Raw genomic sequence first — 14,573 nt, 5'->3', positions numbered from 1 at the left:
AACTTGACTCGTATCAATTCCGGATGACGGCCTGAAGGGCTGGCATCCATATTTAGTGCCCGTCCACAGATAGGCAAATTTGGTCGAGATCAAGGCGCACGCAAAATTTAACCGCAGGCATCTATTTGGTATCCTGAGGATTAAATTTTTCGCGCAACGCAGATATCGGGCAAATTGGTCATTTGTGGATGGGCACTATTGAACAGGCAGTCCAGCGACAGCTGTAGCCCTGGAGGAAATACGGCCTCTATGACACAGTGTGTTTTATTGAACGCAGACTACTCTTTTATGAACGTGGTCCACTGGAAGCGTGCCATGCGTCTGGTGGTCAACAACAAGGTCACCGTATTGCGCTATTCCGAGCAGATCGTCCAAGCGGCCGGCGGGATGGTCATGCGGATTCCGTCCGTCCTGAAGCTGATCAAATTGATTCGGTCCGTTTACCGATCCAGGGTCCCCTTCAGCAAACGCAATGTGCTCATTCGGGATGGCTTTCGCTGCTGCTATTGTGGGGAGGGCAAAGGCAAGATGACCATCGACCACATCATTCCCCGGTCGAGAGGCGGTTCGACCACGTTCGAAAATTGTGTTTGCAGTTGTCGCATCTGTAATACGCGCAAAGGTAACCGGTTGCCTTCGGAAGCCGGTATGTTTCTCAAGCGCCCACCCCACCAGCCCACCATCTCGGAGTTCCTGCGGCTTCGCCTCAAAAGGGTGGGGATCGAAGATCTCTGGCAGCATTTGGGATTCATCGATTGACCTGCTGCTGGTGACCTGCGGCCACCCGTTCAGCCAGCAGGTCAGAGGCTCCATTGGATGATCGATGCCCCCCAGGTCAGTCCTGCGCCAAAGGCAACCACCAACACATAATCGCCCTTTTTGATCCGACCTTCCTGATAGGCCTCGTCCAACGCGATGGGTATGGAAGCGGACGATGTGTTCCCATATTTGTGGAGGTTGGTGTAGACTTTCTCCATCGGTATCTGCAGCCGCTCGGCCACTGCTTGTAAAATGCGCACATTGGCCTGGTGGGGTACCATCAATTGGATATCCTCGCGGCTCAATTTGTTATGTTCGATCGCCTGCTCGGCAATTTTGACCATGGAGGGTACGGCCTGCTTGAATAGCCGGTTGCCCTCCATCTTCAAGTGGTGCGGAAGGAAGGCCAGACTTTCGAGCATGGCGGGCGGAGGATTGTTGCCTGCCTCGGCATAAAGCAAGTCCCAGAGGCGACCGTCCGATTTGATGTGCGTGGACAGTATGCCCCCCGGCTCGTCCGAGCCGTGGAGCAGCACGGCGCCGGCGCCATCGCCCAGCAAGACGCATGTACTGCGGTCCTCCCAATTCAAAACCGATGACAAGCGCTCGGTGCCCACGACCAGTACCGTCCTGGAGACCCCCATACGGATGCCGTTATTGGCCTGTTCCAATCCATAAACAAAACCGGAACAACCGGCAGAAATGTCATAGGCGGCGGCATTGTCGGCGCCGAGTTCTTTTTGAATCATGCAGGCGGTCGATGGAAAGAGGCGATCGCCGGTTACGGTGGCGGCGATGATACCATCGATTTGATCGGCAGTGACACCCGCTGTTTGCATGGCTCGGCGCGCTGCGGAGAGGCCGAGTTCCGTCGTGGTCTCGTTTTTGTCTTGCCTGGCAATGCGTCTCTCTTTGATACCCGAGCGTCGAACGATCCACTCGTCGGTGGTATCGACAATTTGTTCAAGATCTTGATTGGTCAGGACACGTTCCGGAACGGCCGATCCGGTTCCGATGATATGTGCAAAAGGCATGGTAAGTACCTACTCCAGAAATAGAATTAAACACATGCATATCTCCTAAGCAAACGAGCGCGTGGCCCCGGAGGGCTCGTCCACTGCTCAACGAAAGCTTTCCTATAAAACACAATATGATTACAGAGTCAAAGCGAATTGGTGTTGGATGGCCATCGAACGCCTGGATGAGATTTTTCAAGGAATCGGGATAATTAATATTTTTCACATCTTTTAGGTGGGTTAGGACTCGTGCCGACCCAATTGAGTGTCGGGCAGGGTACTCGCTCAGATATTTCGAAATGATGTTTCGGATCTTTATGTTGCATAGGCTGATGCAATGGAAACCAGACGGCCTCTCGATGCCAGCCGGTTTCTATGAATTCAGAATGGCAGCGATCAGCTCCTCCTTTTCACGATCGGTGATATAGGGCCGGGTGCGTACATCCCAAATCTTGCTTTCACGCTCCCTTTTGCGCTTGGCGGCAGCCTCTACCTTGGCGGTCAGTTGCTCAAGATCACACGGCTTTTCCAGAAAATCGCGGGCGCCGATGCGCATCGCTTCCACACCCGTGGGAATGGTGCCATGAGCGGTGAGCATGATGGTCTCGATCAGAGGGTCCATGGCCTTGATGCGCCTTAGGGTTTCGACGCCATCCAGGCCCGGCATCTTGAGATCCAGCAGAACGACGTCAATCTCATCCTTGTACGTTTCCAGGTATCGAAGGGCTTCAGTTCCGTTCAGCACATAGTCGGCCTGATACCCTCGTCCCAGCAAACGCTGGGCCAGGGTTTCGATGAAATCCTTTTCATCATCCACCAAAAGCATACGAACGGGCAGCATGGCAGCCTCCTCTCTCTCTCTTGCGTCATGATCGAGAATTTACTCGAACAACATCTCCAAGTAGTCTTCGGAGATGGGGTCGATCCCAGCGAATCGGTGGTCCGGATCGTCGTTTCTCAAGGCGATCTGGGCGCGCAGGCTGTCGGCCACCTTTTTGCCCAACTCCACGCCGAACTGGTCGAACGAGTTAATACCCCAGATAAAGCCTTCGTAGACCGTGCGCGCCTCGTAGAAGGCAAGCAGACGCCCCACGTTGATCGGCCCGAGATCGTCGAGCAGCAGAATCGATGAAGGCCGATTGCCGTCGAAATGGCGCGCCCGGTCGGGATTGTCCTGCCCCTCGGCCAGGGCACGGGCCTGGGCCAGCAGGTTGGCCCACAACTCCTGGTGATGGGTCACCCCCTTGGAGCGGACCGTGTACTGGGTGTACTGGGGCTGGCGAACGCCGATGAAATCGATGGGAAAAGCCTTGCCCTGATGGGCGAGCTGAAAGAACGAGTGCTGGGCATTGGTGCCCGGTTCGCCGAAGATGACCACGCCGGCAGGCTCTGGTAACATTTTTCCTTGAGTATCCACCGCCTTGCCGTTGCTCTCCATGTTGAGTTGCTGGACGTGCGGCGCCAGTTTGGCCAGGGGAGACGCATAGGGGATGATGCCTTGCTGGCCGTAACCCAGGTAGGTGGTGTTCCACACCGAGATGAGGGCCGCAAGCAAGGGCAGGTTCTCTTCGGGGGTTGCGGTGCGGGCATGGGCATCCATTTCGGCCGCACCTCTTAAAAACGCCTCGAAGCGATCGTATCCGAGGTAGAGGCTCAGCGGTACGCCGCCCACTGCCGAAGTCACGCTGTAGCGCCCGCCGATGTAGTCGAACATGTGGAACGTTCGCAGAACCGGCCGATCGGGATCGTCGCCGGGGCTTCCCTTGGCCGTTACCGTGACCATGTGGCGCGCGGGTTCGATGCCGTTGTCGAGCATGAACTCTTCGGCCAGGTGGGTGTTGGCCGATGTTTCGGCCGTGGTGTAGCTCTTGGAAATGACGACCCAGAGGGTGCTTTGGGGGTCGATGGCCCGCGCCACGGCACCGAAGTTGTGAATGTCCACGTTGGCCAGATAGTGGAGGCGAATCTTCTTGTCGGCAAATGCGGCCAGGGCCGTGGAGACGAATTCGGTGCCCAGATAGGAGCCGCCGATGCCGATGACCACGACATCCGTGAACGGCCGGCCGCCGGCGCTGCGCAGCTCTCCCTGGTGAATCCGCTCGCTGAAGATCCGGATCTGTTCGCGGACGTCGCGAATCTCGGGCATCACATCGCGACCATCCACCTGGATGGAGACGTTGCCGAACTCCCGCGTGGCGGTGTGCAGCACGGCCCGGTTTTCGGTCACGTTGAGCTTGGCGCCGTCGCACATCCGGGCGAAGCGTTCACGCAGACCCAGGCGGCCGTCCAGGCTCACCAGATCTTTGACGGTCTCCTGATCGAGCCGCTGACGGGCATAATCGAAAAACAGGCCGCCGCCGTTGGCCGAAAAGTACTCGAAGCGATCCGGCTCGGCCAACAGCCGTTTCAAATGGTTTTCTGGGCGCTGCATGGCGGCGGCGCGTGCCTTCAGGGTGTTGTGAAGATCCAGTTGATCCAATCGCTTGGTGTGGATGGGGGCTGTCATGGTCTGATTCCTGTCTGGTTGATGTTTTTTTTCATTCGTCCGAGGGTGTCATAAATGTCTTGTGCCATCCGGGCCGATACGCTGGAGGCGGCCCGGCTCATGGCCTCGGCCAGGGCTGCCGGCGTCTTGGCGGCGCAGTCGGTTTTGGCGGCATACGATTGTTGAAAGAGGATGCGGCGGGTGGCGTCGGTCTCGCGGGCATCCATCAGAATGATGCTCAGCGCCAGGCTGGCCTGGCCGGTGGTCGCAAAATCCTCCTCCAGGAAGGTATCGATCCAGCCCTTGATCACGTGAGTGGCTGGTGCGGCGGTGTCGGGCGGCAACACGGCATCGAATGCCTGGCTCTCACGCAAATCGCGGCCCAGAAAAAAAGACAGCATCTCTCCCGGGGCGGCCACCCACTGGAAATGGGCGTAGGCGTTACGATGCAGGCCTTTGTCCGCATAGATCATGCGCCGCGTTTCAAACGGCGGCGTGACGGCAAAGCGGTCGACGCGAAGCACAAAAGGAAGCCTTTCCGTCGCAGTGATGCCTGGCGGCGGGTAATCGAGGGTGTAGTAATAGGTCGGCTTGGACGTCCTGCTGGCGGCGCAGCCGGTGAGCATGGCCATGGCGATCAGCAGGCAGGGCCAGTACTTCGGGTGGTTTGGCCGTTTCATCGCAGCGTGTCTTCCTTTCCAATGCCGGTCGTTACGGGGCAGATGGTTTTTCCTCCACCGAACCACCGAACACGAGCCGGGAAGGTTCGGCGGCAAGCCGTTCGAGGAGCAGGTTCAGGGTATCGCTGGCGCGTTCGATGCGTTCCAGCGTCTGGTTGATATTTCGTTGAACGCTGTCCACATGGCGGTCTGTGTTTCCCAGCATGACCGCGGCGTTTTGAAGGGCATGGCCGACGTCACGGGCCGCTGCTTTCAGCTCCCCGGCAGCCTCCTGAAGGTCGCTGCCGCCGGTGGCCACCAGCGCGTCGATGCGGCCGACCGTCCGGCGGATCTCATCGATGCCGCCGTCCGCATTGTCCCCCATCTGGTTCAGGGTGCCGGAGGTTCGTTCAAAGGAAGCTATCAGGCGCTCGAGCTTTTCGGCGGCCAGCAAGCGTTGAAAATGCTGCAGGGTACCGCGCACATCGGCCACCATGGCATCCAGTTGTGCCTCGTCGATGGCGCTGTTGATTTTCTTGAGGGCCTGGGTGAGCTCGTCGGAGATGGTCCGCGTGTCCAGGGCCCTGAAAATGGCGAACATGTCCTCCAGCCCCTTGAAGAATTTGCTGATCTCCGACGGCCGGGTGGGCAGCACGGGATAGGGCGGGGTCACGCCGGGCGGTGGGAAAATCAGCGGTTCGTCGTCTTTGTTTTGTTCCAGCTCGATGAACATCAGGCCGGTGATACCCACGGATTTGAGCTGGGCCACGATCTGGCGGCCGTCCGGGCCGTTGGGTCTCAAATCCGACTCGATTTTCATGACCACCTCGATGAGCCGCTCGTCGTCGGCCACGCCGATGTGATGTACCCGGCCGATGTAGACCCCGCGGTATTTGACCGGAGAATCCTTGTCCAGCCCCTGCACCGACTCGTCGAAGTAGGCGACGAACATGCGCCCCTTTTCCAGGTAGTTGGACATGCCCAGCCAGACCACGCCGACGATGATGATCGCCATCCCTATGATCAGGAACAAACCGACGCTGAATTTCGTTTTTAACGTGGCCATACGTTTCGTTGCGAAATCGTCGCCTGACGGTTGAAGAACCGGCGAACCGCCGGGTTCGGGCTCTTGTCTTTGAGTACGTTGGGATCGCCTTCGGCCAGGATGCCTTTCACCGATTTATCGAGCATTATGATGCGATGCGCAACCTTAAAGATGATATTGAGCGAGTGGGTGATGATCACCATGGTCGTGCCGATGCTGTGGTTGATGCGCATGATCAGCTCTTCGATTTCGGCCGATATGACCGGGTCCAGTCCGGCCGTGGGTTCGTCCAGAAAGAGGATCTCGGGATTGAGGGCCAGCGCCCTGGCCAGTGCCGCGCGCTTGATCATGCCGCCGCTCAGTTCCGAAGGCAGGTGGTTTTCATAACCGGCCAGATCCACGCTGCTCAACTTCATGCGCACCAGGGCGGAGACGGCCTGTGGCGACAGATCGGTGTACTCCTGGATCGGCAGGGCCACGTTCTCGGCAATGGTCATGGAGCCGAACAGGGCGCCGCCTTGGAACAGAATTCCGATGCTGCGCTGCGCCTCGCCGAATTTTTCTTCGTCGGCTTGGGTGATATCGTGGCCGGCGATGACGATCTGTCCGTTATGGGGGCGTCTCAGTCCCACCAGGTGACGCAGCAAGGTGGTCTTGCCACAACCGCTGCCGCCGATGATGGCCAGAATTTCGCTGCGCTGAACATCGAAAGTGACATCCTCGAGAATCGGCGTGTCGCCATAACGCGCCTCGAGGTTGCGGACTTGAATCATGGCTGGGGGCGTCTGTTCTGTCATGTTACCAATAGCTGCGGATGACCGCGAAAATCGAGTCGAAAAGAATGATCAAAAAAATGCCGCTGACCACCGCCGATGTGGCCGCATTGCCTACCTCGGCCGAACCGCCGCGCACCTCGAAACCGCGCAGGCAGCCGATCCAGGCGATCAGGGCGGCAAACACCACGCTTTTGGCCAATCCCCAAAAAAATTCGAAGAGCGACAAGGCCTTGATGGTCTGGTCCACATAGGTGCTCACCGTCAAATCCAGCATCGAGACGCTGATCACCATGCCGCCCATTATGGCGAAAAAATCGGAAAAAAGCGTCAGCAGGGGCACCACCAGCATGGCGGCGGCCATCCGGGGAATCACCAGGAACAAGGTGGGCGAAAACCCCATGGTAAAGAGCGCATCGACCTCTTCGGATATTTTCATGGTGCCGATCTCGGCCGCGAAGGCTGAGCCGGATCGGCCGGCCACGATGATGGCGGTCATGATCGGCCCCAACTCCGAAACCATGGCCAGCGCCACCAGGCGTGCCACATAGACGCTGGCGCCGAATTGTTCGAGCTGAAGGCTGGAGACAAAGGCCATGATCAGACCCAGCAGAAAACTGATCATGCCCACGATGGGAATCGCGTCCACGCCGGTTTTCTGCATCAACACGATGGTGTCGCCCAGGCGCAGTTTGCGGGGATGACGCACCACCTGAATTGAACACAGGGCCACGGAACCGAGAAAGGAGACGAGAAAGCGGAGATTGTCGGCCATCTTGAGTGCTGCATCGCCCAGGCGGAGGACCAGGTTGCCCGACCCCTTGGGAACCAGCGCCGCACATCGCTCGGGTTGATCGAAATGGGTCATGGCCAGGATTTCGGCCACCTTGGGAGGCGGCTGGACGATGCGGACAGGAACCTGGTCGGCATGCAGGCGGTCCCGCAGCTCAGACAACACCAGGACGCCGAAATCGTCGAAATAGGTGACTCGGTTCAGGTCGAAGGTCACCTGCCGGGGATCCCTGGACGTGATGTCGGCAAGCAGACGCTTGAGCAACCGGGCGGCCACCCGATGGTCGATGCGGCCCAGCAGTTGAATGCCTATGGCGCCTTCCGGACCGGCCATCAGATGGTATAGATCGGCATCGGGTGGCAAGGAGTCGGGCATTGATCCTCCGGTGCCATTTAGAGATGATGAATGGATTCGTCCAATGATATGGCCGTGATAGTAACAGATTTGAGAACCGCTTGCCAAACCAATAAATGAGGACCAATAAATGAGGTGGCCTATTTCGACGGCCGTTCATCCAGTTGAATCAGATAGGGTTCCAGGGCAGAAAACGAGCGGCAACTGGAGATGCTTTGGGATAGATAGGTCTGGACGCGGTCGAGGATGTCGCAGGTCGCGCTGCAGCGCGGAAACTGGTAGCGGGTGGCGCAGTCCCGGCACGGGCTTTTGACCAGGTGGCCGATGTCGTAGTCCATGACGCGCCGGGTATGGAATTTGCGGTGGTTCATAGGGTCCCTTTTCGATGTATCTTTTACGTCGTTGTCCGGCAACGACCTCTCATGAATCTGTCCTATGTAAGCAAGGTAAAGAACGTTGACAAGTCTTTTGTCTATCCCGTTCGATAGCGATGGTAGGCCACCATCTTGGCCAGGGCCAACACGGCCCGTTCGGGGGTCTGGTAGTAAACCCCCTTGTAACGAGCGCCGGGCAGCCCCATCACGGTCTGGTAATCCGAATCGGCGCGGAGGCTGACGCCGATCACCGGTTTTTTCAGTTCAGTCATCAGTTCGATGCTGCGGGCCATGAATTCCTTTTCGAACTGGATGAGCAGCTGTCCGACCGGTTCCAGAAAATCCCTGGGATAGTCGGGGTCGGCTGTGGAAACCGCGTCGGTCAATCGCTCGATCAACATGCGACGGCCCATGATGCCCAGGTTGATGACCGCATCGCACCCCTCCCAGCGCATGAGCATGTCCAATACCTTGAGGGTCATCTCCGGGTTGAAATCGCCCACCAGGTCCACGGGGTTGGCCCGGCTCCAGTACGGGGGCAGCAGGCGGTCGATTTCGGCCACGATGCCGGGGTCCAGATCCGGAATGGTCAGCCCCTGGTACTGACACAGGTCGGTGGTCACCACACCCCAGCCACCGCCGAAGGTCATGATGGCGACCCGCGGGCCGCGGGGCAGAGGTACCGAATCGAAGGCCGCAGCCAGATCGAGCAGATCCATGGGGCGGTAGACACGGGTGATGCCCGCCTGCCGGCACAGAGCGTCGAAGACCCGGCTGTCCGTGGTCATGGCGCCGCTGTGGCTGGCCGCCGCCTTCTGGCCGGCTTGGGTCTGACCGCCCTTGAGCAGGACGATGGGCTTTTGCCGGCTGATGCGGCGGGCGCTGTCGAAAAAGCGGCGGCCGTTTTTGAATCCCTCGGCATAGATCAATACCGTGCGGGTGGTCTCGTCGCGCTCCAAACCTTCGAGATAGTCGGCCATGGTGATCATGGCCTCGTTGCCGCTGCCGGAAAATGCGCGGATGCCGATGCCCTGCTGTTCGGCAAACCCCAGCAACTGGCTGCCCATATTGCCCGACTGCGCCACGATGGCGCTGTGCCCCGGGGTCGGGGTGACCGTGGCGCCGGTGGCGAACAAGCGGATGTGGGGATTGGCGATGCCCATGGTGTTGGGCCCCAGCACCAGGATTCCGGCTTCGCGGGCGGCCTCGACCAGGCGCGCTTCGAGGTCTTTGCCATCGGCGCCGGTCTCGGCGAAGCCCGAGCTGATCAGCACCATGTATCGGATACCCTTGGCCCGGCAATCGGGGATCAGGTCGATCACGGCCGCCGCCGGCACCGTGACCACGGCCAGGTCCACGGTCTCGGGGATGTCGCTGACCCGGGCGTAGACCGGTCGGCCGAACATGGTTCCCCCTTTGGGATTGACCAGGAAAATCTTGCCCGCATAACCACCGGCAATGGTGTTGCTCACCAGCATGTTGCCCCATTTGCCCAGTTGATTCGATGCGCCGATGAAGGCGATGGATTGGGGGTGGAACAGGGCCCCGATCTCCCGGGCCGGCACCGGCGGTGTGTGCGCCGGTTCTTGGGGCGGCGCCCCCACCACGATCAGGGCATCCACCGCCACGATGCGGCCATCGGGCGTCACCCGCAGCGGATTGATGTCGATTTCGGCGATCTCCGGGTGCGCCACGGCCATGCGTGACACGCCGGACAGGATACGGCCGAGTGCGTCGCGATCCACGGGCTGTTCGCCACGGAACGGACCGAACAGTTTCTGAGCGTGGACCTCGCTGATCATCCGCTCCACATCTTTTTGATCCAGGGGGGACAGCGCCAGGGTAACGTCGTCGATGGCCTCGGTCAGGGTGCCGCCCAGGCCGAACAAGACCACCGGTCCGAATTGGGGGTCGCGGAACAGACCGGCCATCAATTCACGCTGGCCGGTAATCTGGGGCTGGACAAGCAGCCCTTCGAGGGCCTCTCCGCCCGCTTTGGTGATTTGCGCGGCGGCCGCACGCACATCGTCCTCGGTGTGCAGATGCAGGCGCACCAGGCCCATCTCTGTCTTGTGCTGCAGCGATTTCCCCAACCCCTTGAGCACCACCGGGTAGCCGAGACGATCGGCGGCGGAAACGGCCTGGTCGACATGGTCGACGGCAATTTCTTCGACCACCGGGATGTCGAATCGGCGTAAGAGGCGTTTGGCCTCGTGCTCGTTCAGTGGGCCGGGGGGCAGGGGAGGGGTGGCGATATGGGGGTTCACACGAAACCTCTCTGACGCTTTGATTGAACTGGAATATTGAAATCCAAAATCAAAAACATATCCGAAAACCGAATAATCAAACCGAATGATCCAACGGCAACGATAGGGTCGATTCCATAGCATAAACTGGCTTGGGATGAAACGGGATTGGGAGGCGGAGGGCTATTCTATCCCGAAGGAATAAGCATAAGCCACGGGCATGCCAGTGGACGGAACTGACTGCCATTCGTTAAACCCGGCGTGGGCGGAACAGGTGGCCGATGCCACACGCCAAGCGGTCAAGTGCCGCTAAAATGCACGGCGGGCGGCCCAGAAACTCGCTGCGCTCAAACAGTCTGGGCCGCTTGTCCGCCGTTTGCATTAAAGCGGCACTAAACCGCACGGCTCACGTGGCCCTGGCCACCTGTCCCACCCACGCCTGCCATGCCGGTTGCGATGAGAATTTTTTAAAAAAAGGGGGGGAAAGTATACCCGTCAAAGAGATTTTTTTTCGGTCAGTAGTGGCTGTTGGGAGGCAGGCCGATCGGTCACCAAAGAAATGGAAAAATGGTTTCGTATGAAGCTATTGCTGGAACGGAGCGGTGAACCCTCCGCGAGCCGGCGGAGCAACCAATTTCAGGCCGAAATCATCGAAGTAGATGTTGGTGGTGCCGGTGCCGTAGGCGTGCAGACCGAGCTCACCGATCGCGCCAGCAGTGAGGGGTTGGGACTGCAGGGCGGAATTATAATGACGAATGGCGTGGTCGGTCAGTCGTTCAACACGATTTCCAGTACTTATATCTTCGTTAATTTCATCCCATTGAATGAGGCGAAAATAGTCCCGTGCCGCTGTCCATTCACCGCCTTCGGGAACGGGCCATATCAAGCTTTCATTTGTTGTACGTCTCGGGTAGGGGAGCGAATAGGCGTCAAGGGGGGTGGCGGGATCGGGTGGATTGTCGGGGTCTGGCGGTGGATTGCCTGCCTCGCTGGCGTAATACACTTTGATGACATTATAGGGCTCGGCATCATAGGGCTCGACATCAATCGCAGGGCTGTAGAGGGAATCAACATTCGCACCCCTGTTGGTGTGCCCGATAGAAATAATTCGTTCGCCGGGATCAAAGGGGTTGTTGGAAGAGAGATCGTTCAACAAAATGGCACCCGTGGCATTGCCGGTCGACCAACTCGGGTCATTAACCAGTGGATCTGCGATTATTGTTCCAATCACACCGCTGGTTTGAGCATAGACGCGGTCACCCACTTCAAACGGTTCGGTTCCACCCGAAGTAAATTTAACCACTGCGGCTTCCTGTAGGCGAACTGCGAGGGTGGAATTGTGTGCAGGCCATTCGTAAAACAGAGCCACATCATCAATAATCCATTCGGCCCAAGGGTAGGTGCTTGGGGTTCTTTCAAACTCAATTTGGATCGAGTCCCCGGAATTAATGCTCCCGGTCAGATCTATGACGTAAGAATACCAACCATTATATCCTCCAGCGGATGTAGGGGATTCTCCATAAACTGGGCTTCCATTCGAAAAGACCCTTAATATGCGCCTGCTATCTAAAGGTCTATTGCACCAGAATTTTAGAATTACTGGTGCTCCCTGGTCACAGGAGGTCAGATCTGTAGGGCAATCGATGACAATTCCTGGTGATGTGAGTACGCCTCCGGCACTCCCATAATACCTCCAAGCTTGGGTGAGCTCACCGTCGCGATTAGATATGGAAGCAACATTCCACAAAGCCGAGGTGCTCGTCCAATTATTGATGACATCATCAAAGTTATCTGGTGCTGGATATATATAAGAAATCAATTTCTTATATCCTATCCATTGGCGGGAGACATTATTGTCAGGATCGATCGTCTGATACCAAAGCACCATGAGCGGATGATTGTATACTTCAACAGGAAGAAGACCTCCTAAAAGATCAGCGCCACCACGGGCAAATGAAAGTCCATAACCGTTGTAATTGAGGTTGGACGTTAAATTGTTCAGTCGGAAAGAAAGGCCGGCAGCCGAATTAAATGGAATAGTGCTCCCAGGAAATCCAACTTTCACCTGAGCATCATAGCTTAAAAATCCACCAGCCCTGCTGCGGTAGTAATCGAAAGCCCGTTGAGTACTTGGCCGATCCAACGAAAGGAGGGCACTGCCATCTGCGGATGTGATCTGAATGGCCTGGTTGCCGGTCGATTCCGGATCACCATTTGCGATCGTTACTGAATCCGGTTCTGCGGGGGTAAGGTCGTCTGAGGTGATATTTTCAATTTTCCGGGAAGGCTCACGTGAAGAGGACAGGGCATTAAAATAGATTACTTCCCGCTCGGCATCGCCGGAAATACCGGTGGCATGCACCCGTGAATAGTTAGTCAGGATGATATGGCTGCCGGCGTCGATTACCGGGTTTGCGCCATAGTCATCCGAGTAAGTACCTGAATTTTGCACCTGAATAGCGAGAAAGGGTAGAAACCATCTGGGAACCCTTGCTACAATGGGGGTTACGAAGCCAACCCATAAAAGCAGGGAGGTACCCAGATGGTAAAATCCAAGAAATCAGATTTCAGCAAAAACCGCAACCCTAAAGGATTTAGCCCAAATGGCGCGAAGGCCAAGAAAATCAATGCGTCAACCGCTTATGATACGTGCAGCGAGCAGCTGAGCGCATTTGGCGGTGTTTTGCCGCTGATCAAATTTTTTGATCTGGTTGGTTTTCGAGAAATTTTTGACTTCGCCTATAAAGCGCCGGCCCGTGAACCCAAACTGGGCCATTATTCGATGATGACAGGCTTGCTGATGCTACTGTTTATAGGGTTCAACCGAATTTGGCATTTTTCCTACCTGCGGCTGGATGCGATGCTGTGCGGATTTTTCAACCTGACGCGGCTTCCGGTGGCCAGCACATTTTGGCGCTATGTCAACAGCCTGGGTATCAACCAAGCCAATTCACTGCTGGCTGTGATGGCCCATTTACGTGAGCGGGTCTGGCGGCTTTGCGATCTATCGTACTACCGCATCTGCCTGGATATCGATACGACCGTGGAAACGGTTTTCGGCAACCAGCAGGGGGCGAAAAAAGGCCACAATCCAAGAAATCGGGGCAAAAAGGGATACCGCCCGGTGTTATGCTTCATCGAACAAAGCCGTGAGTACCTGCTGGGCAAACTTCGCAAGGGCGAAACCATCAGCGGCGAGCAAACCGCCTCGTTTATCGCCAAAATCAAACAATACCTTCCCGGCTGTGTGAGGCAGGTGTTGATCCGCGCGGATGCCGAGTTTCAAAGCTGGGAAAGCATCCATGAATGCATCAAGGCCGGTTACAATTTCATCATCGCCAACAAAGGGTGCGAACCGCCATTTGATCCACGGCGCTGGTACCGCCCGCACAAGCGCAACGCCTATGAGTTCAACAGCTGTGTTTACCAGCCAATGGGATGGCAGATGCCGGTTCGATTCGTGGCCATGCGAATCCCCAAAGATAAAAATGTTGCCAAAGATCGATGCGTGCAATACGAACTGTTTGAGGCTGATCGTTATGAGTACCGCATCTTTTGCACGGATTTACGCCGTGCGGCTCACAAGGTCATCGCCGAGTATGACAAGCGGGCCGACGTCGAAAATCTTGTGGGAGAAGCCAAGCGCGAAGGTCTGGATGCCATCCCCTCGTCTCGCTTTAAAAACAACTATGCCTATTTCCAAATCGTCATGCTGGCCTACAATATCTGGCGCTATTTGAAGATATTGGCCGAGCAGAGCGCATACCCCAGACAAGCGGCCGGAGGCCATGGATTTGAAGGCATCCAAACCAACACGGTGCGCATTGCGCGGTTGCGCCTGTTAATGATCGCGGCCAAGGTGGTTACGGCTTCAAATAGAGATAAGGTTCGTTATTCTATCCATGACAGCCGAACGCCGGCATTGATGTCTTTCCTGAAATACATTGACGAAAAAAGGTTCAAGCCCAGGCCATGGGCTGGCGGTATACTCCAGGCACCTGGCGGGTAGATCTGTTGTTAATGCACAAAATTTCTTGCATGGAAATATGATGATTCATTATAAATACAT

12 protein-coding genes are annotated in these 14,573 nt (G+C 57.0%); 2 read left to right on the top strand and 10 right to left on the bottom strand.

Going from position 1 to position 14,573, the window contains the following annotated elements:
• The first annotated feature begins 249 nt into the window (after window positions 1-249).
• Window positions 250-759 carry an HNH endonuclease gene (locus DFT_RS12210; protein WP_076750528.1) on the top strand — a complete coding sequence of 170 codons (510 nt, stop codon included), beginning with the start codon at window positions 250-252 and terminating at the stop codon, window positions 757-759.
• Window positions 760-800: 41 nt separating this feature from the next.
• On the opposite strand, the gene DFT_RS12205 is transcribed toward DFT_RS12210, so the two are convergent.
• The 10 genes from DFT_RS12205 to DFT_RS25845 all read right to left on the bottom strand — a co-directional run bounded on the left by DFT_RS12205 (window position 801) and on the right by DFT_RS25845 (window position 12,956).
• Window positions 801-1,793 (bottom strand): beta-ketoacyl-ACP synthase III, encoded by a 993-nt coding sequence (locus DFT_RS12205; RefSeq protein ID WP_054031463.1) that lies wholly within the window; start codon window positions 1,791-1,793, stop codon window positions 801-803.
• Window positions 1,794-2,148: 355 nt separating this feature from the next.
• Entirely contained in the window at window positions 2,149-2,616 is a 468-nt protein-coding gene (locus DFT_RS12200) for a response regulator (RefSeq protein WP_054031462.1), read from the bottom strand.
• Window positions 2,617-2,655: 39 nt separating this feature from the next.
• Window positions 2,656-4,281, bottom strand: coding sequence for a glucose-6-phosphate isomerase (pgi, locus tag DFT_RS12195; protein WP_235506217.1), 1,626 nt, complete (start codon window positions 4,279-4,281; stop codon window positions 2,656-2,658).
• Complete coding sequence (locus DFT_RS12190; RefSeq protein WP_054031461.1) at window positions 4,278-4,940, bottom strand: ABC-type transport auxiliary lipoprotein family protein; 663 nt, start codon at window positions 4,938-4,940, stop codon at window positions 4,278-4,280. Before DFT_RS12190 ends, pgi begins: the two co-directional genes overlap by 4 nt.
• Before the next feature lie 31 nt (window positions 4,941-4,971).
• Window positions 4,972-5,985, bottom strand: a complete 1,014-nt coding sequence (locus DFT_RS12185) for an MlaD family protein (protein WP_054031460.1) — start codon at window positions 5,983-5,985, stop codon at window positions 4,972-4,974.
• Window positions 5,973-6,761, bottom strand: coding sequence for an ABC transporter ATP-binding protein (locus DFT_RS12180; RefSeq protein WP_054031459.1), 789 nt, complete (start codon window positions 6,759-6,761; stop codon window positions 5,973-5,975). Before DFT_RS12180 ends, DFT_RS12185 begins: the two co-directional genes overlap by 13 nt.
• Window position 6,762: 1 nt before the next feature.
• Window positions 6,763-7,905 (bottom strand): MlaE family lipid ABC transporter permease subunit, encoded by a 1,143-nt coding sequence (locus tag DFT_RS12175; protein WP_054031458.1) that lies wholly within the window; start codon window positions 7,903-7,905, stop codon window positions 6,763-6,765.
• 119 nt (window positions 7,906-8,024) lie between these two features.
• Window positions 8,025-8,255 (bottom strand): hypothetical protein, encoded by a 231-nt coding sequence (locus tag DFT_RS12170; protein ID WP_054031457.1) that lies wholly within the window; start codon window positions 8,253-8,255, stop codon window positions 8,025-8,027.
• A gap of 101 nt (window positions 8,256-8,356) precedes the next feature.
• On the bottom strand, window positions 8,357-10,525 hold the full coding sequence (locus tag DFT_RS12165; RefSeq protein ID WP_054031456.1) for an acetate--CoA ligase family protein: 2,169 nt from the start codon (window positions 10,523-10,525) through the stop codon (window positions 8,357-8,359).
• Between the two features lie 562 nt (window positions 10,526-11,087).
• Complete coding sequence (locus DFT_RS25845) at window positions 11,088-12,956, bottom strand: hypothetical protein (RefSeq protein ID WP_152971964.1); 1,869 nt, start codon at window positions 12,954-12,956, stop codon at window positions 11,088-11,090.
• Between the two features lie 90 nt (window positions 12,957-13,046).
• Between DFT_RS25845 and DFT_RS12155 the strand changes: the two genes are divergently transcribed.
• Window positions 13,047-14,513: an IS1380 family transposase gene (locus DFT_RS12155; RefSeq protein ID WP_054030223.1), complete on the top strand. Its 1,467-nt coding sequence runs from the start codon at window positions 13,047-13,049 to the stop codon at window positions 14,511-14,513.
• Window positions 14,514-14,573: the final 60 nt, after the last annotated feature.

This window comes from Desulfatitalea tepidiphila, assembly GCF_001293685.1.
GTDB lineage: Bacteria > Desulfobacterota > Desulfobacteria > Desulfobacterales > Desulfosarcinaceae > Desulfatitalea > Desulfatitalea tepidiphila.
The sequence above is the reverse complement of the archived record's forward strand: the minus strand, read 5'-3'. Positions and strand labels throughout refer to the sequence as shown.

Excerpts from the sequence above, each read along its gene's own strand:
- DFT_RS12170 (WP_054031457.1), bottom strand. The coding sequence starts at position 8,255 with ATGAACCACCGCAAATTCCATACCCGGCGCGTCATGGACTACGACATC.
- DFT_RS12190 (WP_054031461.1), bottom strand. The coding sequence starts at position 4,940 with ATGAAACGGCCAAACCACCCGAAGTACTGGCCCTGCCTGCTGATCGCC.
- DFT_RS12175 (WP_054031458.1), bottom strand. The coding sequence starts at position 7,905 with ATGCCCGACTCCTTGCCACCCGATGCCGATCTATACCATCTGATGGCC.
- DFT_RS12155 (WP_054030223.1), top strand. The coding sequence starts at position 13,047 with ATGGTAAAATCCAAGAAATCAGATTTCAGCAAAAACCGCAACCCTAAA.
- DFT_RS12180 (WP_054031459.1), bottom strand. The coding sequence starts at position 6,761 with ATGACAGAACAGACGCCCCCAGCCATGATTCAAGTCCGCAACCTCGAG.
- DFT_RS12200 (WP_054031462.1), bottom strand. The coding sequence starts at position 2,616 with ATGCTGCCCGTTCGTATGCTTTTGGTGGATGATGAAAAGGATTTCATC.
- pgi (WP_235506217.1), bottom strand. The coding sequence starts at position 4,281 with ATGACAGCCCCCATCCACACCAAGCGATTGGATCAACTGGATCTTCAC.
- DFT_RS12210 (WP_076750528.1), top strand. The coding sequence starts at position 250 with ATGACACAGTGTGTTTTATTGAACGCAGACTACTCTTTTATGAACGTG.
- DFT_RS12185 (WP_054031460.1), bottom strand. The coding sequence starts at position 5,985 with ATGGCCACGTTAAAAACGAAATTCAGCGTCGGTTTGTTCCTGATCATA.
- DFT_RS12205 (WP_054031463.1), bottom strand. The coding sequence starts at position 1,793 with ATGCCTTTTGCACATATCATCGGAACCGGATCGGCCGTTCCGGAACGT.